Consider the following 20,313-nt stretch of genomic DNA (forward strand, 5'->3'; position numbering starts at 1 on the left):
CAGGGGTGCGGCCTACGATCGCCCTCTCAGGGGGTGCGATGAGTGGGGGCGCGGTGGGGATGAGTTGGTTCGACGGGGGCAGGGAGGTCGAGCTGCTGCGGGTGGTCCGTGGGGCTTCCTTGCGGGACGTGCTTGATGTCTCGGAGCCTTCCGCCTGGATCGCGTTCGATGTCGACGTGCGCGACATGTATGCGCGGTGGGACGAGCTGGAGGCCGGTGAGAGTCGGACCGCCCTCGATCTGTGTGCCGGCGACGGGCGGGTGCGCGAGGCCGCGTTGCGGCGGGCCGCGGCGTATCCGGTGCTCTTGCCGCTGGTCGTCATTCGCTGTGCCGACTGGGCCGCGCCCGTACGGGAGAAGGCGCGCGGCATGGTGCGTGAGGCGCTGCCCCGGCTCGGTGCCGGGGAGCTGGCGGCGCTCGCGCCCGTGTTGTTGCGGGTGGGGCGCCGGGATCGCGGGGTCTTCGGTGTCGGGCTGCTGCGGGAGATCTTGAGCGGGGCGGCGGGCCGCGCACGGCTCGTGCCGTTGCTCGGCCACGAGGACCCCGGAGTACGCCGCTTCGCTCATCGGATCGCCGTCGACGAGCACGTCCTGTCGGCCGCGGAGCTGGCCCGTACCGCCGCCCTCGACGCCGATGTCGTCGTGCAGAACCTCTGCGCCGACGCCGCGCTCGCGGGCTTGAGCATGGGCATGGGCATGGGTGAGCGGGCGTACGACCTCGTCGTCTCGCCCCTGCTCGGGGCGCGCAGCCCCCGTGTCCGGTCCGCGGGGGTCACCGCTCTGCGGCGCGTGGGGCGGGCGCAGGAGGCCCGGTCGTATCTCGTCGACCGGTCGGCGCTCGTGCGGGCCTGCGCCCGTTACGTGCTGAAGCAGGCCGGGGTCGATCCGTTGCCGCTCTACCGGGAGTGGTGTGCCGAGCCCGATGATCTCGCTCTGCCGCCCGGTGCGGCCGTCGGTCTCGGCGAGTGCGGTGCGCGTGCGGACGCCGGGTTGCTGCTGTCGCTTCTCGGGCATCCGGTGTCCGCGGTACGGGCGCGTGCCGTGGCCGGGCTGCGGGTGCTCGACGTCGCGGCCACCGAGCGGCTGCGGCCGCTCCTGGACGACCCCGCGTCCGCCGTCGCCCGCGAGGCCTGCACGGCGCTGTTGCCCTCCGCGCGGCAGTTGCCCACCGAGTGGCTGATGGCCCGTGTCGGGCCCGAGCTGCCCCGGCCCACCCGCGTCGCCGCCTTCCGGCTGCTCTGCGCGCAGGGCGGTCCCGGTCAACTGCGGGCAGCCGAGACCCTGTTGGAGGATGGCGACGCCAAGCTCCGGCTCCGGGCCGAGCAGATCGTCCGGGGCCGCTGACACGCACGGCGGGGGGCTCAGGCGCGCAGAAAGCGGATCGACGGGTGCGTTTCCGTCGGGTGTCGCGTGACCTCCGCCCGCACCCCGTACACCTTCGCGATCAGTTCCTCCGTGATCACCTCGGACGGTGTGCCCGACGCGTGCGCCACTCCCTCGCGCAGGACCAGGACCTGGTCGCAGAACATGGCCGCCAGGTTCAGGTCGTGCAGGGCTATGACGCTGGTCAGGGGGAGGTCCGCCACCAGGGACAGGAGGTCCAGTTGGTGGTGGATGTCCAGGTGGTTGGTGGGTTCGTCCAGGAGGAGCTCCCGGGGGGTCTGGGCCAACGCCCTTGCTATCTGGACCCGTTGGCGTTCGCCGCCCGAGAGTGTGTGCCAGGACTGGGCTGCGCGGTCGGACAGGCCCGTGCGGGTCAGGGCCTCCCGTACCGCCTCGTCGTCCTGGGCTGTCGGGGCGGACCACGCCCTGCGGTGCGGGATGCGGCCGAGGCGCACGACCTCCTCCACCGACAGCTCGACCTGCGTCGTGGCGTCCTGGTCCACCACCGCGACCCTGCGCGCCACCGTGCGGCGGCCCACGTCCCGCAGCGGGTCGCCGTCCAGCGTGACCACCCCTGACGTCGGGGTCAGGACGCCCGCCAGGATGCGGAGGAGCGTTGACTTGCCCGAGCCGTTCGGGCCGAGCAGGCCGACCGTGGCTCCGGGGGGCGGGGCCAGTGTCACTCCGTCGATGATGAGGTGGCCCGCGGTTGTTCTGGTGACCCTGTCCGCCCGCAGGCCTGAGTCGGTGTGGTCGGTGTGGTCGACGTGGTCGGTGTGCGGGGTCATGTCGTCCTGCCCGTCTTCCTGGTGCGGTAGAGGACCAGGACGAACGCCGGGACGCCGATCAGTGACGTCACCACCCCCACGGGAACCTCCTGGGGGTCGAGGACCGTGCGGGCCAGCGTGTCCACCCAGACCAGGAACACCGCCCCCGCGAGCGCCGTGACCGGGAGCAGCCGCGCGTGCCCGGAACCGACCAGGGCGCGGGCCGCGTGCGGCAGCACCAGGCCCACGAAACCGATGGCGCCCGCGCTGCTGACCAGTGCCGCCGTGAGCAGGGCCGTGACGGAAAGCAGCAGCAGGCGGACCCGCGCCACGTGGACGCCCAGTGTCGCCGCCGCGTCCTGGCCGAACGCGAACGCGTCCAGGGTGCGGGCCTGCGTCAGGCAGACGGCGAGGGCCACGAGGAGCACCGCCGCGCACAGCGAGACGTCCGTCCAGCCCACCCCGCTCAACGAGCCGAGCAGCCAGAACAGGACGCTCCGCGTCGTCTCCGCGTCGCCCGACGTCAGGATCACGAACGAGGTGAGCGAGGAGAAGAGCTGCATCGCCGCCACCCCGGAGAGCACCACCCTGTCGGCGCTCGCGCCCAGGGTGTGGCTGAGCAGCAGCACGAGCGCGAAGGAGACGAGGGCTCCGGCGAAGGCGCCCGCCGAGACCGACACCACTCCCCCGCCGACCCCCAGGACGACGATCGCGACGGCACCCGTGGACGCCCCCGAGGAGACGCCGAGCACGAAGGGGTCGGCGAGCGGGTTGCGCAGGAGGGACTGGAGGACTGTTCCGCAGACCGCGAGGCCCGCGCCGCAGACCGCCGCGAGGAGCGTGCGCGGCATGCGCAGGTTCCAGACGATGCCGTCCCGGATGGGTGTCAGCTTCGCCTCTCCCCAGCCGAGGTGCGCCGCGACCGCCGACCACACGTCGGGGACGGAGATGTCGGCGGGGCCGATGGTGACGGCCAGCGCCACGGAGAGGGCGAGGGCGGCGAGGCCCGCCGTCCAGAGCAGGGCGGAACGTAGGCGGCCCTGGGCGGCCTTCCTCACTTGTCGAGGCCGAACTGGCGCAATGCGGCCGCGACTTGTTCGATGCCGTCCACCGTGCGGATCGTCGGGTTCATGGCCTGGCCGCTCAGCAGTACGTACCGCTTCTTCTTCACGGCGGTCAGGTTCTTGGTGACCGGGTTGGACTCCAGGAACTCGATCTTCTTCTTCGCGCTCTCGGCCGTCTGCGACTTGCGGGTGAGGTCGCCGATCACCAGGACGTCCGGGTCCCGGTCCGCCACCGTCTCCCAGTTGATCTGGGGCCACTCCTCGCGGGTGTCGTCGAAGACGTTCTGCACGCCCAGTTCGCGCGTGATGATGCCCGGTGCCCCGCAGCAGCCCGCGATGTAGGGGGCGTCGGAGTTGGCGAACCAGTAGAGGAGCGAAGTGCCGGACGCGGAAGCGTTCTTGACGGTCTTCGTGGCCTTCGCCACCCGGCCCTTGAGTTCCGCGATCAGGCGTTCGCCGCGCTTCTCGACCCCGAAGGCCCTGGCCAGGTCGCGCACTTCGCCGTAGACGGTGTCCATGGTCAGCGTCTTGACGCGCTTGCCGTCGCCGTCGCCGCTGTTGTCCTTGCCCGCGCAGTCGGAGGGCGAGACATAGGCGGGTACGCCGAGTTCGGCGAACTTGGCGCGGTCGGCGACCCCGCCCTTGCTGACCGTCGCCAGGAAGGAGGCGGTGACGAGGTCCGGTTCCTGGGCGAGGACCTTCTCGAAGGAGGGGTAGCTGTCGGCGAGCCGGTCGACCTTGGCGTTGTCCTTCTCCAGGCCCTTGAGCACCGGGTCCGTCCAGGTGCCGGTGCCGGCCATGCGGTCCGCGAGGCCGAGGGAGAGCAGGATCTCCGTGGAGCCCTGGTCGAGGGAGACCGCTCGCCGCGGCGGCGCCTTGATCTCCGCCTTCTCGCCGCAGGAGGTGAGGGTCAGCGGGTAACCGGCGGCCTTGTCGTCCGCGGTGGACGTGCCGGGGGTTCCCGATGAACCGCCGCAGGAGGTCAGGGTGACGGCCAGGGCCGTGGCGAGGAGAACAGACGTACGTACACGACGGGCGGTGGAGGACACGAGATCCCTTGAGTCTCACGGCTCATACGCGGAGCCTGGCCTGCTTCGTCACCTCCGCCGCCCGGTGCGCGGACGAAGGTGCCAGCAGGTCTTCGGACTCGGGGATCGGCCGGGCGGGGCGCCTTCCCAGGCGTCCGTGGACGCCCAGTGGCCGTGGCCCCGCCCGTTCCCCCTCACCGCTGCGCGTCAGTTCCGGATTCGCACCGGATTCCCTGGCCCTGGTGTGGGTTGACTGGCGTGCGCAAGCTATCACGCGAGGTCAGGACGGCTGCTGGGGCCTCAGTGCGCCGCGGTAGGTGCCGAAGGACCATTTGTTGCCCTCGGGGTCGGCGATGGCGAACTCCCGGCTGCCGTACGGCTTGTCCTCGATCTCACGGATGATCTCGACGCCCGCGGTGCTGAGCCGCTGGTGGAGGTCGTCCACCCGGTCGGTGACGACGTACGTGCCGAAGGTGCCCGGCTTCAGGCACCAGTCCCCGGCGCCGTCGTCGTACGAGCCGAGCATGATCGCTCCGCCCTCGGGCCAGTCGAGCTCGGCGTGGGCCACGCTGCCGCCGTCCTCGTAGACGACGGTGCGCAGGAAACCGACGGTGCCGACCAGGAAATCGATCAGGGCGGGGGCGTCGTTCGCCTGGAGGGTCGGCCAGACGCTGGGAGCGCGCCCGCCGGGGGCGGTCCCGGGCTGCTTCTGCTGATTCTCGGTGGTGTTCATGGCTCCTACTCTTCGCCCCCGGCATGGCTCCCGGCTTGGATATTCCGGCACTCTTCGGCCAGCCAGGCGCTGGGGCTCGCGCCGGTGTACTGCCGGAAGTCCCGCACCAGGTGGGAGTGGTCGTAGTAACCGCACTCCGCGGCGACGCGGGCCAGGTCGGGGGCCGCGCCCGCCGCGACGGGGCGCACGACGGCGTTCCGCGCGCGCTGGAAGCGCATCAGGCGTCCTGCCTGCTTGGGGCTCAGGCCCGTCTCGGCGCGGAAGAGGGTGGTGAGGCGGCGTTCGCTGAGGGCGACGTGCCGGGAGAGCCCGCGCAGGGTGCCCACCCCCTGGTGCCGGGCCAGCCAGGCCCAGGCCTCGCCGACCTCGGGGCGTACGGAGCCGCCGGAGGTGTCGGTGGCCGCGCGCTGCCTCAAGTAGGCGGACAGGGAGGCGAACCGCTGTTCCCAGCCGCCCTGCTCGCACAGCAGCTCCCGCAGCTCGGCGGCGCGGCGCCCCATCACCTCCGCGCCGGGCGTCACCAGCTCACCGGCGAGTTCCGCCGCCGGCAGGCCGAACAGGGCGCGGGCGGCCAGCGGGTGCACGGCGAGCTGGATGCCCGCCTCGTGCTCGGGCCGCACGACGTACGCCGGGGACTGGTGGAGGCCGCCGAGGACGATGTCCGTGCGGACGGCGTCGCGGGTGCCGGCCTGCTCGGGGGTGGCGCCGGTGACGACGGGGCCGTCGAGGGAGAAGATCAGCGTCAGGTACGGGGACGGCAGGCCGCGGTGCAGGCCGCGCATCTCGCCCCGCGTGCGGTAGCCGACGGCGGACACCACCATGCCGTCGAGCCGTGGGGCGGCCCGCACGAACTCCCGGGAGGCGCTCTCCATGCCTTCCAGTATGCGCTGGGCGCCGCTCCGGAGCAGGCCCGAAAGCGCGGTGGGCGTCCGTCTCCCCTACCCCCGTACGGAGGTCCCATGCCCGTTCCGTCCGGTGATGTCGATCATGGGAATCCGTGGTGCGACCCCATACGATGACCCGCCGCTCCGGACGGGGCGCAGACCGCTCTCAGGGGGCACGGAACCATGGCATCAAAGGCAAAGGGCAAGCTGGCCGTCATCGGCACGGCGGGCGCGCTCACCGCGGCCGTTCTCGCGGGGACGGCGCTCTGGCCGAGCAAGGACGCGACGGCCGCGGACGCCTCCGCGACGACGGCGAGGGCGGCGAAGGCCGCGACGTCCGAGCTGAAGCACTGGCCGAAGCCGGTCGCGAAGAAGCTGGGCAAGGTCATCGCGAAGAACGAGGACAAGGGCGCGTACGCCGTCTTCGACGCGGACAACACGACGTACCGCAACGACCTGGAGGAGTCCCTCCTGCCCTTCCTGGAGATGAAGGGGGTGCTGACCCGCAAGTCGATGGACCCGTCGCTGAAGCTCATCCCCTTCAAGGACACGGCGAAGCACAAGGAGAGCCTCTACAGCTACTACAACAGGCTCTGCGAGGTCGACGACCAGGTCTGCTACCCGTGGGTCGCGCAGATCTTCTCCGGCTTCACGCTGAAGGAGCTCAAGGGGTACGTCGACGAACTCCTCGCCCGCGACGAGCCGATCCCCGCCGAGTACTACGAGGACGGGAAGCTGACGAAGACCGAGGTGAAGCCGCCCGAGTTCTTCACCGGCATGCAGGAGCTCCACAAGTCGCTGCGGCGGCACGGCATCGAGGTCTACGTCGTCAGCGCGGCCAGCGAGGACCTGGTGCGCATGGTCCTCTCCGACCCCAGGTACGGCTACGCCGTGAAGCCCGAGAACGTCATCGGCGTCGGCCTGCAGCTCAAGAACCGCAAGACCGGCGAGGTCACCAGTTCCCGCAAGGAGATCGCGGAGGGCCGCTTCGACCAGAAGAAGCTCGCGGGACATGAGCTGACGCCGAACCTGTGGGCGCCCCTGACCTGGTACCAGGGCAAGCCCGCGGCCATCAACACGTACATCGACGAGTGGAAGAAGCCCGTCCTGGTGGCGGGCGACACCCCCAAGAGCGACGGTCCGATGCTGTTCCACTCGGCGGACGTGGAGCACGGCGGGGCGCGGGTCTGGGTCAACCGCAAGGACGCGTACATGAAGGAGCTGGACGGGATGAAGCGGAAGAACGCCGACCGGCAGCGGGAGCTCGGTCAGAAGGTCACCGCGGACAAGCGGTGGCTGACGGTGGTCCCGGACGAGATCCGCTAGGCGCCTGCGCCGCCGTCCCCGGCTCCGTCCCCATCCCCGCCTCCGTCCCCATCGGAGCCTCCGTCTCCGGCTTCCCGCCCCGCGGCCTCGATCAGGCCCGAGGAGATCGCCTCGGTCAGCGCCGCGTGGTCCCGGGCGTTCTGCGCGGTGTACAGCAGCGCGAAGTCCGCTATCGCCCGGTCGAAGGTGTCGGCGCCGCCCAGGTAGGCGGCGATGGCGATGCGGTCGCCGGAGCGGGCGTGGGCGCGGGCCAGGGCCGTGCCGCAGAGGCGGGCGTAGGAGCTCAGTTCCGCCGGGGACATGGACTCGACGTCCGCCGAGCCCTTCATGTCGCGCAGCTGGCGCCAGTAGAAGGCACGGCCCTGGGGGCCCGTCATCCAGCCGAGGAAGATGTCTCCGGCCGCCTGGAGGAGGCGCTGGCCCGCGACCACCCGGTGGCCGGGGTGGACGTACGGGCCCGCCGGCAGGTGTTCCTCGACGACCGAGCGGACCGCCTCCTTGATCTGGAGGAAGAGCGGGTCACCGGCGTCGCGCCCGGCGAGGAGCACGATGTAGCAGCGGGTGCCGACGCTGCCCACTCCGACGACCTTCCGCGCGGCGTCCACGAAGTGGTAGCGGTCCAGGAGGAGTCGGCGCTCCTCGGAGAGCGTGGAGCGGTAGTCGCCGAAGATCTTGCGGAGCGCGGCGAGGTCCGGGGGGCTCGCGGGTTCGATGAGCGGTGGATCGTGGATGATGCGGCGGACACCGGGAGCTCCGTCGACCTTCTCGGTCAGCTTGCCGAGCGCCTGAAGACTCGTGCGGCGGCGGGCGCGGTCCAGGGCGGTCGCCGCGCGCTTGCGGTGACCGGCGGAGCGGATGAGCGGCAACAGGTCGTGTGCGTCGGTCCGTTCGTACCACACCGCCAGTTCACCGAGACCGGCCAGACGCCTCATGGAGGTGCGGTACGCCGCCACCGCCGCGAGGCAGGCCGCGCGTGCCGCGCCCCGCGGGTGGCCGTTGTCGCGGGACGCCACGGCGATGCTCGCGGCCAGCCGTTTGACGTCCCACTCGAAGGGGCCGGGGCAGGTCTCGTCGAAGTCGTTCAGGTCGAAGAGCAGGGCGCGCTCCGGTGACGCGAACAGGCCGAAGTTCAACAGGTGTGCGTCGCCGCACAGTTGGACCGTCAGACCGGTGTCCCACTGGACGGTGAGGTCTCCCGCCATGACGGCGGCGGCGCCCCGCAGGAAGGAGAACGGGGAGGCGGCCATGCGGGCGTAGCGGATGGGCAGCAGATCCTGGACGCGGTCCGCGCCCTGCCGCTCCAGGACGGCCACCGGGTCGGCGCGGTCGGCGGAGGGTATCCACGCCCCGTGCGACGAGCGGGAGGCACGCTTGCGGGCGGCCTTGCCCTGGCGGGCACGCTCTTGCGGAGTGGTCATCGCCCCTCGCCCCTCTCCGTCGGCGGCACCCGGCAACAGCCTCCCCTCAGGAGCAGCCAATGCCGCCTCGGGCGCGTACGCATGCCGGGTACGCCGAACGGGTGACCGGGTCCAAGGGGTGCCGGTTGTGCCGGGACCTCAGCTTCCGCCCGCCACCGCCCATGCCGCCACCCTCTTGGCCAGCGCTTCTGAGGCCCGCGTCCACACGAAGTGGTCGAGGCGGGCGCCCGCCTCGGCCACGGAGTACCGCAGGCGGGTGACGCGGGCCGCGGGCACCTTGCCGACGAGGTGGTCCAGGGCGGCCACGGGGGCCCAGGTGTCCCCCTCGACGGAGACCGCGAGGACGGGCAGCGTGAGGGTGCGCAGGGCCGCTTCGTAGTCGTGCGGGGAGCCGGGGGACGAGTAGCGGCCCGTACGCCCCTGCCGTGCCCAGTCGCGCATGACGCCCTTGGGCTGGTTGCCGCCGAAGCCGAGCCGGGTCCCCGGCCACCTGCCGAGCAGCGTCGACGTGGCCGCGGTGAGCAGCTCGCCGATGAGCAGCAGGGGTCCGCGCAGGGGGCCGTACGCCCGGAACCAGACGGAACCCGAGGCGACGAGGGCGACTCCGTCGACGCCGGGGCCGATCCCCAACGCGGCGTGCACCAAGCCCAGTTGTCCGCCCATGCTGTGGCCGATGAGGTACAGCGGTGGCTCGGGGCCCAGTTCGGCGCGTATCGCTTCGAGGACCGCGACGAGGTCCTGCTCCACGATCGTGCCGTATCCGTGGTCAAGGGCGTCCGGGTCCGTCACGCGCGGGGTGCTCTCCCCCTGCCCGCGCATGTCCACGCTCAGGGCGGTGAGCCCTTCGGCGTTCAACTGGCGTGCGAACGCGCGGTAGTAGCGGGCGGGGGTGCCCATGGCCGGGAGGATCAGGACGGCCGGCGCGGGGCGGGGGGCCGCCTCGCTCCCGCGCAGGCCGCGGACGGGAAACCGTGCCCCGTCAGGAAGTTGGGCGGTGACGAGCAGCGGCAGCTCGTCCGCGGGCTCCTGCTGGGCGGGGGCGGATTCCGGCTGAGTCATGCGGACAGCATGAACCACGCCCACGGGCGGCGGCCCCTTGGGCCCCCGCCCGTACGACGCGCGCGTCCGTTCAGCGGCTGTACCGCATCAGGGCGCGCACCATGTGGCAGGTGATGTCCGACGGCGGGTGGATTCCCACGTCCTCCGCCATGCTCCGGATCCTGGTGTTGTTCGCTTGGTTCGCCAGATAGACGCCGGAGTCGAGCAGGGCTATCGCCAGGCGCATGGCCTTCAGGCGCCGGTTGTGCGTGATGTACCACTCGCGCGGCCGTCCGGCCGGGAGCGGTCGCTTCTCCAGTGGTGCGTACGTCGGGTCGATGAACACGGGCCGGGAAGCGTTGCGCTTCGACTTCGATGTGAGTGCGGCAGCGGGCACAGGCATCCTCCTGTCGCGATCAGGACCCCCGTCGGGAACCCTCGAACATTGCTTCAATTCTACTGCCGGGCACTGACAATCGCCGCTGGCCAGACGGCCTTTGAGGACGTGTGGCGGGTGGGTCGCGGGTGGGTCGCGGGTAGCGTGTGTGGCATGGAGATCTGGATCAATCCCGCCTGCTCGAAGTGCCGTGGCGCGCTCACGCTGCTCGACGCCGAGGGCGCCGACTACACCGTCCGCCGTTACCTGGACGACGTCCCCACCGAGGACGAGATCCGCGCCGTCCTGGAGCGGCTCGGCCTGGAGCCATGGGACATCACGCGCACGCAGGAGGACGCCGCCAAGGAGCTGAACCTGAAGGACCGCGCGGCCTGGCCGCGTGACGAATCGGGCCGCGACCGCTGGATCACGGCGCTCGCCGAGCACCCCAAGCTCATCCAGCGGCCCATCATCACCGCCGACGACGGCACCGCGGTGGTGGGGCGCACGGAGGAGGCGGTACGGGACGCGCTGTCCCGGTAACGGCGACAGTTCCCCGCGGGGCGGCAGATGACGGCTGACCGATGCGCCATCTCCGGCCGATCGTTACATATGCCTCCATACGGTTGATAACTCCCCGAAAGGAGTGCAACCGTGCGGAACCTGACGTCCGGAGGTGTTTACGGAACCATCCTCGCGAGCGCGCTCGTCGCGGCCCTGCACTCGGAGCAGCAGACGTACACGCCCTACTACGACGCGGCCTGGATCATGGTGACCGCGGGTACGGCCGCCCTCGCGCACGGGTACGCGCACCACATGAGCACGCACCGGCCAGGCACCGGCCTGCACCGGTGGCGCCAGCTGGGCCGGGAGCTCATGGACGAGTGGCCGGTGGTCGTGGCCTGTTGGCCCACCGTGGCGCTGCTTCTCCTCGCCGGTACCTTCGGCTGGTCCGAGCCGCCCGTCACCTGCGCCGCGCTTCTCCTGAACGCGGCGCTCCTGCTCTGCTGGGGCACCTTCGCCGCGCTCCGGGCGGGTTACCGGCGCCGCTCGGCCGTGCTGCTCGGCGTGGCGGACGCGGCGATCGGGCTGCTGATCGCGGCGGCCAACGCCGTCATCAAGTGAGGCTTTCGGCGTGAAGTGGGCCACATCCACCGCAGGTAACACGGGGTTCACATTCGAGCAACGGACGGGAAATCGCGCGTTGGCAGGCTGCGCGACATCACCACGGCACCGCAGCACCCGCACGTTCTGCGCCGTACCGAGCGTTTAAAGGATGGCCCCATGACCTTCAAGGCTGAGTACATCTGGATCGACGGCACCGAGCCGACCGCCAAGCTCCGTTCGAAGACGAAGATCATGACGGACGGCGCCGAGCTCCCGAACTGGGGCTTCGACGGATCCAGCACGAACCAGGCCAAGGGTCACGCATCCGACCGCGTGCTCAAGCCGGTCTTCACCTGCCCGGACCCGATCCGCGGCGGCGCCGACGTACTCGTGCTGTGCGAGGTCCTCAACACGGACATGACGCCGCACGAGTCCAACACCCGGGCCGCGCTCGTCGAGATCGAGGAGCGTTTCGGCTCGCAGGAGCCCATCTTCGGCATCGAGCAGGAGTACACCTTCTTCGAGGGCGACCGCCCGCTCGGCTTCCCCGTCGGCGGTTTCCCCGCCGCGCAGGGCGGCTACTACTGCGGTGTCGGCGCCGACGAGATCTTCGGCCGTGACATCGTCGAGGCGCACCTGGAGAACTGCCTCAAGGCCGGCCTCGGGATCTCCGGCATCAACGCCGAGGTCATGCCGGGCCAGTGGGAGTTCCAGGTCGGCCCGCTCGCGCCGCTCGAGGTCTCCGACCAGCTGTGGATCGCCCGTTGGCTGCTCTACCGCACCGCCGAGGACTTCAAGGTGTCGGCCACGCTCGACCCGAAGCCGGTGAAGGGCGACTGGAACGGCGCGGGCGCGCACACCAACTTCTCGACGAAGGCGATGCGCGAGGGCTACGACGCGATCATCACCGCCGCCGAGTCCCTCGGCGAGGGCTCCAAGCCGATGGACCACGTCAAGAACTACGGCGCGGGCATCGACGACCGCCTCACCGGCCTGCACGAGACCGCCCCGTGGAACGAGTACAGCTACGGCGTCTCGGACCGCGGCGCCTCGGTCCGCATCCCGTGGCAGGTCGAGGTGGAGCAGAAGGGCTACATCGAGGACCGCCGCCCGAACGCGAACGTCGACCCGTACGTCGTGACGCGTCTGATCGTCGACACCTGCTGCGCCGCCCTGGAGAAGGCCGGCCAGGTCTGATCGCGGTGTCCGCACGTGCCTCGCACGTTCCCGGAGGGGGCGTCCGCCGAACCGGTGGACGCCCCCTCCGGCATGGCAGCATGCGAGAGGGAGCGACCTCGGCCCCTCCCATCTGCTTCAATGGGGTCATGGGCAGCCACGGGAACATCGCTACGGGTCGTGAACACGACCTCGAGCCGTTCTGGCCTTCCCGTCAGCACCACGACTTCGACCGGGTGTGTTGCCGCGCGATGAACGCGCAGGCCCGCTAAAGCCGTTCACCCGGCCTTCGCCTGACGCGCACGACGTACGTCTTCGACGACTGACGACTCCTTCGCGCGAAAGAGCTGACTTCCATGGCGAACTCCCGTTCCTTCTCCGCCTCCACCGCTTCGACCGCCGCCGTCACGGCCACCGTTCCGCCGCAGGTCGGCCGCGGGCGGCTGCGAGCCGTCGCCCCGGACGAGGTGGCGCAGATCACCGACTTCCTGCCGCCGGGTGCGACCTGGCTGCCCGCGCCCCAGCACACGCTGCCCACGCTGCCGGGACAGCCGCCGATGATCGGCTACCTGGTCCTCGTACCGGCCGGGCAGGAGCCGGTGGCCGCTGCTGCCACCACCACCGCCGCACCCGAGCCCCGGCAGACGTCCGGCGGTCCCGTGTGGATCGACGCCGTGCAGCGCGCGGCGCGGGTCGACGACCGCCCGCTCGACCTCACGTACCTGGAGTTCGAGCTGCTCGCGCATCTCGTCGCCCACCCCCACCGGGTGCACACGCGCGACCAGTTGGTCACCACGGTGTGGGGGTACGGGCATGTGGGCGACGGGCGCACCGTGGACGTCCACATCGCGCGGCTGCGGCGCAAGCTGGGGGCCGAGCACCGCAGGACGATCCAGACGGTGCGGCGGGTCGGCTACAAGTACGCACCGCCGGCAACTCGCTGACCTCCGGTTTCTCGGGCGGGACCGGGCTCTGCCACCAGCAGAAACCGGTACCCCCGACGGCCGGGAGCGGGCAGAGTCTGCGCCATGAGACTTCTGATGCTGGGCGGTACGCAGTTCGTGGGACGTGGCGTCGTCGAGGCGGCGCTCGCGCGTGGCTGGGAGGTGACGGTCTTCCACCGCGGGCAGCACGAGGCGCCCACCGGCGCGGTGTCGCTGTTCGGTGACCGGACGGCGGAGGGCGGCCTCGACGCGCTAGCCGCCTTCGACGGCGAGTGGGACATCGTCGTCGACACCTGGTCGGGGGCGCCGCGCGCCGTGCGGGACACGGCGCGGCTGCTCGCGGGACGGGCCGGGCGCTATGTGTATGTGTCGAGCGCGTCCGTGTACCGGTATCCGGGAGTGGCGGGTTCGGACGAGAGCTACCCGCTGGTCGAGGGGGACCCCGACGCGGATTCGGTGGCGTACGCGCAGGACAAGCGGGGCGGCGAGCTCGCCGCCGTCGCGGAGTTCGGGGCCGAGCGCACGGTGCTCGCCCGCGCCGGACTGATCCTCGGTCCGTACGAGAACGTCGGGCGGCTGCCGTGGTGGCTGAACCGGGTCGCGCGGGGCGGGCCCGTACTGGCTCCGGGGCCACGGGAGTTGGACCTTCAGTACATCGACGTGCGGGACCTCGCGGAGTGGGTCCTTGATGCCGCCTTCGCGGGTCTCCACGGCCCGTACAACATCATCTCCCCCATCGCGCACACCACGATGGAGGAGTTCCTCCAGGCATGCGTGGCCGTGGCGGGCGCGGCCGACGCGGAGCTGCGGTGGACCGACCCCGCGGTGATCGCCGAGCACGGCATCGAGCCGTGGTCGCAGCTCCCGGTGTGGCTCCCGCCGGGCGAACTGCACGACACCATGCACCGCACGTCGACCGAGAAGGCGGCGGCCGCGGGGCTGCGTGCGCGGCCCGTGGCCGAGACGGTCGCGGACACCTGGGCCTGGATCCAGTCCCTGGGCGGGGTGGCCCCGCAGCTCCCCGACCGCGGGGCCAAGGGCGTCGACCCCGAGGTGGAGGCCAAGGCGCTCGGCTTGTGACACGACGACGGGGCGGCGGCCGGACCGTTGTTGCCGGTCCGGCCGCCGCCCCGTTCCCCTTCCGGGGCTACGCCGTGGCCGAGGGAACCGGCCGGGCGGCGGGCTTTGCCGGCGCCACCGGCTCCTCGCCGTGCGAGATCCTCGGCAGCCACGAGAGGTGGCGCGGCGTATGCCAGTTGCGCTCGCCGAGGAGCGTCATCAGGGACGGCAACAGCACCATCCGCACGACCGTCGCGTCCAGCAGGACCGCCACGCCGAGGCCCACGCCCATCTGCTGCATGTCCTGCATGGACAGCGTGCCGAAGACCGCGAAGACCGCCACCATGATCACGGCCGCGCCCGTCACCGCACCCGCGGTCCGCGTGATGCCCTCGCGGATCGCCGCGCGGTTGTCCAGGCCCCGTTCCCGCGCCTCGCTGATCCGCGAGACCACGAACACGTGGTAGTCCATCGACAGGCCGAAGAGGACCACGAGGACGAACAGCGGCATCCAGTTCTCGATCGCGCCCACCTGCTCCGAACCGATCAGCTCCGCGCCCCAGCCGTGCTGGAAGACCGCGGTCATCACGCCGTAGGCGGCGCCGACCGACAGCAGGTTGAGGCCGATGGACGTCACCGCGATCACCACGGAGCGGAAGCTGAAGAGCATCAGCAGGAACGTCACCGCCGCGATGAAGGCGAACACCGGCACGATGCCCTTGCTGAGCTGATCGCTGAAGTCCTCGGACTCGGCGAGGTCGCCGCCGACGTACGCCTCCGCGTCCAGGCCGTCGAAGGCGGCGGGAACCACGTCGTCGCGCAGCTCGCCAAGGGCCTCCTTGGACTTCGCGTCACTGCCGTCACCGGGCAGCGGTACGTCGATCTCGGCCACGCCCGCGCTCTTGTGGACGGTGAGTTCGGCGCCCTTGCCCGCGTCCCGCACCACCGCGGCGAGCGTCTCGCGTGTCTCCTTCGACCCGATGTCGTCCGCCTCGACGACGATCCGGGCCGGCGCGGGGCCGCCCGGGAACTCCTGGGTGATCTCCCGGAAGGAGACCGAGAGCGGCGCGTCCGAACCGAACTGCTTCTCCAGGCCCAGCTGTTCGGTCTTCATGCCGAGCGCGGGGGCCGCGAGCGCGAGCAGCAGAACCGCCGAACCGATGGCGAAGAACTTCGGCTTGGCCAGGACCGGCCGCAGCAGCTTGCCCGCGATGCCGCCGCTGGCGTGCGCGCCCTTCTTGTTCTTGCGGTTGAGGAAGGGGATGCGCCCCGCGTTGATCCGGTCGCCGAGCGCGGAGAGCAGCGCGGGAAGCACCGTGACCGAGCCCAGCATCGCCACGCACACCACCAGGATCGTGGCGACCGCGAAGCCCTTGAAGAGCAGCAGCCCGGAGAGGAACATGCCCGCCATCGCGACCATCACCGTCAGGCCGGAGACAAGGACGGCACGCCCGCTGGTGGCCGCCGCGATCCGCAGCGCGGTCTCGGCGTCACGTCCCGCGGCGCGCTCGTCCCGCTCGCGGCGCAGGTAGAACAGGCAGTAGTCGACGCCGACGGCGAGCCCCATCAGGAACATCACCGAGTACGTCGTCTCGAACAGGTGCAGTTGGTGGCTGGCCAGCGAGAGCAGGCCGAAGGCCGCCACGCACGCGGTCAGCGCGAGCCCGACCGGGAGCAGCGCGGCGACCACCGCGCCGAAGGCGACCAGGAGGATGCCGAGGGCCAGCGGCACCGCGGTGAACTCGGCCCTGGTGAGGTCGTCAGCGAGCAGGTCGCTGAGGTGCTTCTCGGAGCTGGCGTCGCCGAACTGGTAGACGGACACGCCTTTCTGGGCGCCGTCGTCCTTGGCCTTCTGCACCGCGTCGAGCACCGGCTGCACGCGGTCGGCGGCTTCGTCGGACTTGCCCTTCATCTCGAAGCGCAGCAGCGCGTCCTTGCCGTCCTCGGAGGGCAGCGGCGCCTGCATCCCGCGCGTCTCGCCGGTCGCGGTCAGGGCCTTGGAGAGGTCGCTCGCCGCGTCCCGCCAGCCGTCCGCGGTCTTCGAGCTGACCATGACGAGCTCGCCGGCGGGCTCCTCGACGCCCGCGTCCTTGAGGATCGTCGCGGCGCGGCCCGAGTCGCCGACCCCCATCTCGTCGTCGGAGGCGGTGACCATGCCCGAGGCCCCGCCGATGGTCGTGGCGAGCACGACGAAGAGCAGCCAGCCGAGGATGGCCGTCTTGCGGTGGTGCGCGCTCCACACCCCGAGTCGTGCCGCGAGGTTTGGCCTCATGGCGTTTCGCCCCCATAAGTAAGCAGTGGATAAGCCGGTTGATGACAGGGACAACGCTAGAAATCCGGGGCCCGCCCACCCAGCCGCCGAAGCCCCCACTGCCCGAAGCACAGGGCGAGGTCAGGGGGTGTCGTCAGGTACACCCCCGGGCCGGGTGCCGAACCCAATGACCGGCGCCCGGCCCAGCGGCGAGAATGTGTTCATGCCACTGGAAGAGATGGGGATCAGAAAATGACGAGGGTCCGTGAATCCGTGATCGCGGGAGCCCGAGGGCTCTACCTGGCGGTCGTCACGCTCGCCGGTTCCATCACTCTCTTCGTGCTGTCGGTCCTCTCGATCGCCTTCATCCTGCTCGGCATCGGCGTCTTCACGACGCCGGTGATCCTGGCCGTCGTACGCAAGTGGGCGGACCTGCGCCGCGCCCAGGCCGGCGCGTGGTCGGACGTACGCATCCCGTCGCCCTACCGCCCCTTCCCCGCGGACCTGCGCGGGGGTGTCACCGGGCAGGTGGAGCGCACCTCGCTGCTCCTGAAGGACCCGGCGACCTGGCGTGACCTGCAGTGGCTCCTGGTCGACATGACCGCGGGCTGCGTCACGGCGATCTTCGCACCCGCGCTGCTGCTGTACATGCTGTACGGCTACGTCCTGGCCCTCGGCGTCTGGGAGCCGATCTACGAGGCGGGCGGCGGCGAGTGGTACGGCTTCATCCACGTCACCTCGCAGGGTGACGCCAACATGGCGGCGCTGCTCGGCACCGCGCTCGGCATCACCGGCGTCTTCGCCAACACCTCCATCGTGCGCGGTCACTTCCTCCTGACCCGGGCGCTGCTCGCGCCCACCACCTCCATGCGGGAGCGTGAACTGGCCCAGCGCGTCGACCGGTTGACCGAGACCCGGCACGACGCCGTGGACACCTCCGCCGCCGAACTGCGCCGCATCGAGCGGGACCTGCACGACGGGGCGCAGGCCCGCCTCGTCGCGATGGGCATGGACCTCGGCACCATCGAGGCGATGATCGAGAAGGACCCGGCGAAGGCCAAGGAAATGATCGCCAAGGCCCGGCAGAACTCCGGCGAGGCGCTGACCGAGCTGCGTGACCTGGTCCGCGGCATCCATCCGCCGGTGCTCGCCGAGCGTGGTCTGGGTGACGCGGTGAAGGCCCTCGCGCTGCGGCTGCCGGTACGGACGGAGGTGGACGTGGAGCTGTTCGGCCGGGCCGATGAGCCGGTCGAGTCGGCGGCGTACTTCGCGGTGAGTGAGGCGCTGACCAACGCCATCAAGCACTCGGGGGCGGACCGCATCTGGGTGGACGTCCACCACGCGCAGGGCATGCTGCGGGTGGCGGTCACCGACAACGGCAAGGGCGGCGCGTCCATCGGCACCGGGTCCGGGCTGAGCGGGATCGAACGCCGACTCGGTACATTCGACGGCGTACTGGCCGTCAGCAGTCCCGCGGGCGGCCCGACCATGGTGACCATGGAGATCCCTTGCGAGTTGTCCTAGCCGAAGATCTCTTCCTGCTGCGTGACGGCCTGGTGCGAATGCTGGAGGCATTCGACTTCGAGATCGCCGCCGCGGTCGAGACGGGGCCCGAACTCACCAAGGCCCTGGCCGAGTTGGAGCCGGACGTCGCCGTCGTGGACGTCCGGCTCCCGCCGTCCCACACGGACGAGGGACTGCAGTGCGCGCTCGCCGCGCGGAAGGCACGGCCGGGCCTTCCCGTGCTCGTGCTCTCCCAGCACGTGGAGCAGCTGTACGCGCGCGAGCTGCTCGCCGACGGGAACGGCGGGGTCGGTTATCTCCTGAAGGACCGGGTCTTCGACGCCGACCAGTTCATCGACGCCGTACGCCGGGTCGCGTCGGGCGGCACCGCGATGGACCCGCAGGTGATCCAGCAGCTCCTGTCGCGCCGGTCGGCGGACCAGCCGCTCGGCAAGCTGACGCCGCGCGAGCGCGAGGTGCTCGAACTCATGGCGCAGGGACGGTCGAACGCGGCGATCGCCGCGGAGCTCGTCGTGACGGAACGGGCGATCGCCAAACACACGTCCAACATCTTCGGAAAGCTGGACCTTTCGGTGTCGGACGACGACAACCGGCGGGTTCTCGCCGTACTCGCCTATCTGGATCAAGGGCGCTGAGCGGAACACCGAAGATCGCTCATGAGATTGCCGGGGAATTCCGCGCATGATTGAACGGGGCCGACTCCTGTTGCGTACGTAGTCCCATGGGACGCACTCCACGACGCACATCACGAAAACGATCAAAACTCGCCGGGCGCGCGATCGCCGCATCGGCTGCGCTCATCCTGGGCGGCGGCGGAATGGTCGCGGTGAATGTCTACGCGAACGCCGGCGAAAGCAACGGCTCGCCGTCCGCCTCCACCCGGTCCGGCGAGCAGGGCGGCGGGCCGGGGGTGGGGATGGCGACCATCAGCTGCCCGGACGTGGGCACCCAGCTCTCGGACGTACCGGACGGGGCCCGCGAGGACGTGGACCGGCGGCTCGCGGAGCTGGACACCCAGATCACCGCCGCGTACGAGAAGTTCGCCGACGCGCGGAACACCGAGCAGGCCGAGGCCGTGCTCGAGCCCCTCGAGGAGCAGCGGCGGCCGACCATCGAGGGCATCGGGTCCTCGATCGACCAGGCGGGCGGCCAGCCGCCGCAAGGGATCGACGGCATGGCGCCGTGCACCATGCGGGCGGACGACTCGGCGGGGCAACAGCCGCCGCAGGACGGGGGCGACGGGCAGGAGCAGCCGCCGCAGGACGGTGACGGCGGCGACCAGGAGCAGCCGCCCGGCCAGAACGGCAACGGCCCCGAGGCCTCCGACTTCGTCGACATCAACTCCGTCCAGCCCAACGTCAACCGCCCCGACAAGCGACGCGGCGCGTCGCGCGGCACCTTCACCACGAAATGCGGGACGAACGAGAACGGCAAGTTCAATCCGGACAATGTCATCGCGGCGCCCGGCGTGAGCAATGGCGCCCACCACATGCACGACTACGTCGGCAATCAGGCCACGGACGCTTTCTCCGGTGACGACGATCTCGCGAACGGCGACACCACCTGCCGCAACCAAGGGGACAAGTCGACCTATTACTGGCCGGTCCTGAGGCTGCAGAACGGGCAGGACGAGAACGACGCCGACGCGGACGGCGGCGGAAAGGACCAGAACGTCGGCGAGATCCAGACCCCGACGTCGGTCACGCTGAAGTTCGCCGGAAATCCGACGGGCAAGGTCGTCGCGATGCCGCGCTTCCTGCGCATCATCACCGGTGACGCCAAATCGCTGACCAACGGAGACGCGAACGCCAACGCGTCGTGGAGCTGCACCGGGTTCGAGGACCGGCAGCTGAAGGACAAGTACCCGATCTGCCCCGAGGGCAGCCAGGTCGTGCGGACGTTCAACTTCCAGAGCTGCTGGGACGGTCAGAACACCGACAGCGCCAACCACCGCACGCACGTGGCCTTCGCCGACGAGCAGACCGGCGCGTGCCCGCAGGGCTTCAAGGCCATCCCGCAGCTGGTGCAGCGCATCGTGTACGACGTGCCGCCGGGTCCGGGGTTCGCCGTCGACTCGTTCCCCGAGCAACTGCACAAGCCGATCACCGATCACGGTGACTTCATCAACGTCTTCGACGAGCGGCTGATGAACCGCATGGCCAAGTGCATCAACAGCGGTCAGCGCTGCAAGTGACCCGCCTTCAGCGGTACTGAGCCGCACTTCCCGGCTCAGTAC

Annotated in this window: 19 protein-coding genes and 1 riboswitch; of the genes, 10 read left to right on the forward strand and 9 right to left on the reverse strand. The window is 70.9% G+C overall.

Annotation, left to right across the window (positions count from 1 at the left end):
- Nucleotides 1-38: 38 nt before the first annotated feature.
- Nucleotides 39-1,343: a hypothetical protein gene (locus ACWD02_RS00560; protein ID WP_451202908.1), complete on the forward strand. Its 1,305-nt coding sequence runs from the start codon at nt 39-41 to the stop codon at nt 1,341-1,343.
- Nucleotides 1,344-1,360: 17 nt separating this feature from the next.
- Here the strand turns inward: ACWD02_RS00560 and ACWD02_RS00565 are convergent, their stop codons facing one another.
- The 5 genes from ACWD02_RS00565 to ACWD02_RS00585 form a co-directional block, all read right to left on the reverse strand.
- On the reverse strand, nt 1,361-2,170 hold the full coding sequence (locus tag ACWD02_RS00565) for an ABC transporter ATP-binding protein (RefSeq protein WP_451202910.1): 810 nt from the start codon (nt 2,168-2,170) through the stop codon (nt 1,361-1,363).
- The gene (locus ACWD02_RS00570) at nt 2,167-3,207 is read right to left on the reverse strand and encodes a FecCD family ABC transporter permease (RefSeq protein ID WP_451202912.1); all 1,041 of its coding nucleotides are present in this window, start codon (nt 3,205-3,207) and stop codon (nt 2,167-2,169) included. Before ACWD02_RS00570 ends, ACWD02_RS00565 begins: the two co-directional genes overlap by 4 nt.
- Entirely contained in the window at nt 3,204-4,262 is a 1,059-nt protein-coding gene (locus ACWD02_RS00575; protein WP_451202915.1) for an ABC transporter substrate-binding protein, read from the reverse strand. The genes ACWD02_RS00570 and ACWD02_RS00575 overlap by 4 nt, the downstream gene beginning before the upstream one ends.
- Before the next feature lie 66 nt (nt 4,263-4,328).
- Nucleotides 4,329-4,514: riboswitch (cobalamin riboswitch) on the reverse strand.
- A 7-nt stretch (nt 4,515-4,521) separates the two neighbouring features.
- On the reverse strand, nt 4,522-4,974 hold the full coding sequence (locus ACWD02_RS00580) for a VOC family protein (protein WP_451202917.1): 453 nt from the start codon (nt 4,972-4,974) through the stop codon (nt 4,522-4,524).
- Between the two features lie 5 nt (nt 4,975-4,979).
- Nucleotides 4,980-5,846 (reverse strand): helix-turn-helix domain-containing protein, encoded by an 867-nt coding sequence (locus tag ACWD02_RS00585; RefSeq protein WP_451202919.1) that lies wholly within the window; start codon nt 5,844-5,846, stop codon nt 4,980-4,982.
- A 195-nt stretch (nt 5,847-6,041) separates the two neighbouring features.
- Here ACWD02_RS00585 and ACWD02_RS00590 point away from each other — a divergent pair, with 195 nt between their 5' ends.
- On the forward strand, nt 6,042-7,184 hold the full coding sequence (locus tag ACWD02_RS00590) for a haloacid dehalogenase-like hydrolase (protein ID WP_451202921.1): 1,143 nt from the start codon (nt 6,042-6,044) through the stop codon (nt 7,182-7,184).
- Here the strand turns inward: ACWD02_RS00590 and ACWD02_RS00595 are convergent.
- The 3 genes from ACWD02_RS00595 to ACWD02_RS00605 form a co-directional block, all read right to left on the reverse strand.
- The gene (locus tag ACWD02_RS00595) at nt 7,181-8,602 is read right to left on the reverse strand and encodes a DUF2252 domain-containing protein (RefSeq protein ID WP_451202923.1); all 1,422 of its coding nucleotides are present in this window, start codon (nt 8,600-8,602) and stop codon (nt 7,181-7,183) included. The two genes, ACWD02_RS00590 and ACWD02_RS00595, sit on opposite strands and share 4 nt — an antisense overlap.
- Nucleotides 8,603-8,740: 138 nt before the next feature.
- A complete protein-coding gene (locus tag ACWD02_RS00600) occupies nt 8,741-9,661 on the reverse strand; it encodes an alpha/beta hydrolase family protein (RefSeq protein ID WP_451202924.1) in 921 nt (306 codons plus the stop codon).
- Between the two features lie 70 nt (nt 9,662-9,731).
- Complete coding sequence (locus ACWD02_RS00605) at nt 9,732-10,037, reverse strand: hypothetical protein (protein WP_361045748.1); 306 nt, start codon at nt 10,035-10,037, stop codon at nt 9,732-9,734.
- A gap of 153 nt (nt 10,038-10,190) precedes the next feature.
- On the opposite strand from ACWD02_RS00605, the gene ACWD02_RS00610 reads away from it, so the two are divergent.
- The 5 genes from ACWD02_RS00610 to ACWD02_RS00630 all read left to right on the forward strand — a co-directional run bounded on the left by ACWD02_RS00610 (nt 10,191) and on the right by ACWD02_RS00630 (nt 14,323).
- Nucleotides 10,191-10,559, forward strand: a complete 369-nt coding sequence (locus ACWD02_RS00610) for an arsenate reductase family protein (protein WP_451202927.1) — start codon at nt 10,191-10,193, stop codon at nt 10,557-10,559.
- 111 nt (nt 10,560-10,670) lie between these two features.
- Nucleotides 10,671-11,141 carry a hypothetical protein gene (locus ACWD02_RS00615; protein WP_451202930.1) on the forward strand — a complete coding sequence of 157 codons (471 nt, stop codon included), beginning with the start codon at nt 10,671-10,673 and terminating at the stop codon, nt 11,139-11,141.
- Nucleotides 11,142-11,300: 159 nt separating this feature from the next.
- Complete coding sequence (glnII, locus tag ACWD02_RS00620; RefSeq protein WP_451202933.1) at nt 11,301-12,320, forward strand: glutamine synthetase; 1,020 nt, start codon at nt 11,301-11,303, stop codon at nt 12,318-12,320.
- Nucleotides 12,321-12,655: 335 nt separating this feature from the next.
- A complete protein-coding gene (locus ACWD02_RS00625) occupies nt 12,656-13,243 on the forward strand; it encodes a winged helix-turn-helix domain-containing protein (protein ID WP_451202935.1) in 588 nt (195 codons plus the stop codon).
- 84 nt (nt 13,244-13,327) lie between these two features.
- Nucleotides 13,328-14,323, forward strand: a complete 996-nt coding sequence (locus ACWD02_RS00630) for an NAD-dependent epimerase/dehydratase family protein (RefSeq protein ID WP_451202937.1) — start codon at nt 13,328-13,330, stop codon at nt 14,321-14,323.
- Nucleotides 14,324-14,390: 67 nt separating this feature from the next.
- Here ACWD02_RS00630 and ACWD02_RS00635 read toward each other — a convergent pair whose 3' ends face one another.
- Nucleotides 14,391-16,574 carry an MMPL family transporter gene (locus tag ACWD02_RS00635; RefSeq protein WP_451202939.1) on the reverse strand — a complete coding sequence of 728 codons (2,184 nt, stop codon included), beginning with the start codon at nt 16,572-16,574 and terminating at the stop codon, nt 14,391-14,393.
- 231 nt (nt 16,575-16,805) lie between these two features.
- On the opposite strand from ACWD02_RS00635, the gene ACWD02_RS00640 reads away from it, so the two are divergent.
- The 3 genes from ACWD02_RS00640 to ACWD02_RS00650 all read left to right on the forward strand — a co-directional run bounded on the left by ACWD02_RS00640 (nt 16,806) and on the right by ACWD02_RS00650 (nt 20,271).
- The gene (locus ACWD02_RS00640; protein WP_451202942.1) at nt 16,806-18,077 is read left to right on the forward strand and encodes a sensor histidine kinase; all 1,272 of its coding nucleotides are present in this window, start codon (nt 16,806-16,808) and stop codon (nt 18,075-18,077) included.
- Nucleotides 18,062-18,712, forward strand: coding sequence for a response regulator transcription factor (locus tag ACWD02_RS00645; protein WP_365822959.1), 651 nt, complete (start codon nt 18,062-18,064; stop codon nt 18,710-18,712). Before ACWD02_RS00640 ends, ACWD02_RS00645 begins: the two co-directional genes overlap by 16 nt.
- Nucleotides 18,713-18,798: 86 nt before the next feature.
- Complete coding sequence (locus ACWD02_RS00650) at nt 18,799-20,271, forward strand: DUF1996 domain-containing protein (RefSeq protein WP_451202944.1); 1,473 nt, start codon at nt 18,799-18,801, stop codon at nt 20,269-20,271.
- Nucleotides 20,272-20,313: the final 42 nt, after the last annotated feature.

Source organism: Streptomyces sp. NPDC002853, assembly GCF_053591915.1.

Bases quoted from the DNA above. Each gene is read 5' to 3' on its own strand.
- ACWD02_RS00560 (WP_451202908.1), top strand. From the start codon at position 39: ATGAGTGGGGGCGCGGTGGGGATGAGTTGGTTCGACGGGGGCAGGGAG.
- ACWD02_RS00565 (WP_451202910.1), bottom strand. From the start codon at position 2,170: ATGACCCCGCACACCGACCACGTCGACCACACCGACCACACCGACTCA.
- ACWD02_RS00580 (WP_451202917.1), bottom strand. From the start codon at position 4,974: ATGAACACCACCGAGAATCAGCAGAAGCAGCCCGGGACCGCCCCCGGC.
- ACWD02_RS00585 (WP_451202919.1), bottom strand. From the start codon at position 5,846: ATGGAGAGCGCCTCCCGGGAGTTCGTGCGGGCCGCCCCACGGCTCGAC.
- ACWD02_RS00590 (WP_451202921.1), top strand. From the start codon at position 6,042: ATGGCATCAAAGGCAAAGGGCAAGCTGGCCGTCATCGGCACGGCGGGC.
- ACWD02_RS00595 (WP_451202923.1), bottom strand. From the start codon at position 8,602: ATGACCACTCCGCAAGAGCGTGCCCGCCAGGGCAAGGCCGCCCGCAAG.
- ACWD02_RS00600 (WP_451202924.1), bottom strand. From the start codon at position 9,661: ATGACTCAGCCGGAATCCGCCCCCGCCCAGCAGGAGCCCGCGGACGAG.
- ACWD02_RS00610 (WP_451202927.1), top strand. From the start codon at position 10,191: ATGGAGATCTGGATCAATCCCGCCTGCTCGAAGTGCCGTGGCGCGCTC.
- glnII (WP_451202933.1), top strand. From the start codon at position 11,301: ATGACCTTCAAGGCTGAGTACATCTGGATCGACGGCACCGAGCCGACC.
- ACWD02_RS00625 (WP_451202935.1), top strand. From the start codon at position 12,656: ATGGCGAACTCCCGTTCCTTCTCCGCCTCCACCGCTTCGACCGCCGCC.
- ACWD02_RS00630 (WP_451202937.1), top strand. From the start codon at position 13,328: ATGAGACTTCTGATGCTGGGCGGTACGCAGTTCGTGGGACGTGGCGTC.
- ACWD02_RS00635 (WP_451202939.1), bottom strand. From the start codon at position 16,574: ATGAGGCCAAACCTCGCGGCACGACTCGGGGTGTGGAGCGCGCACCAC.
- ACWD02_RS00640 (WP_451202942.1), top strand. From the start codon at position 16,806: ATGACGAGGGTCCGTGAATCCGTGATCGCGGGAGCCCGAGGGCTCTAC.
- ACWD02_RS00650 (WP_451202944.1), top strand. From the start codon at position 18,799: ATGGGACGCACTCCACGACGCACATCACGAAAACGATCAAAACTCGCC.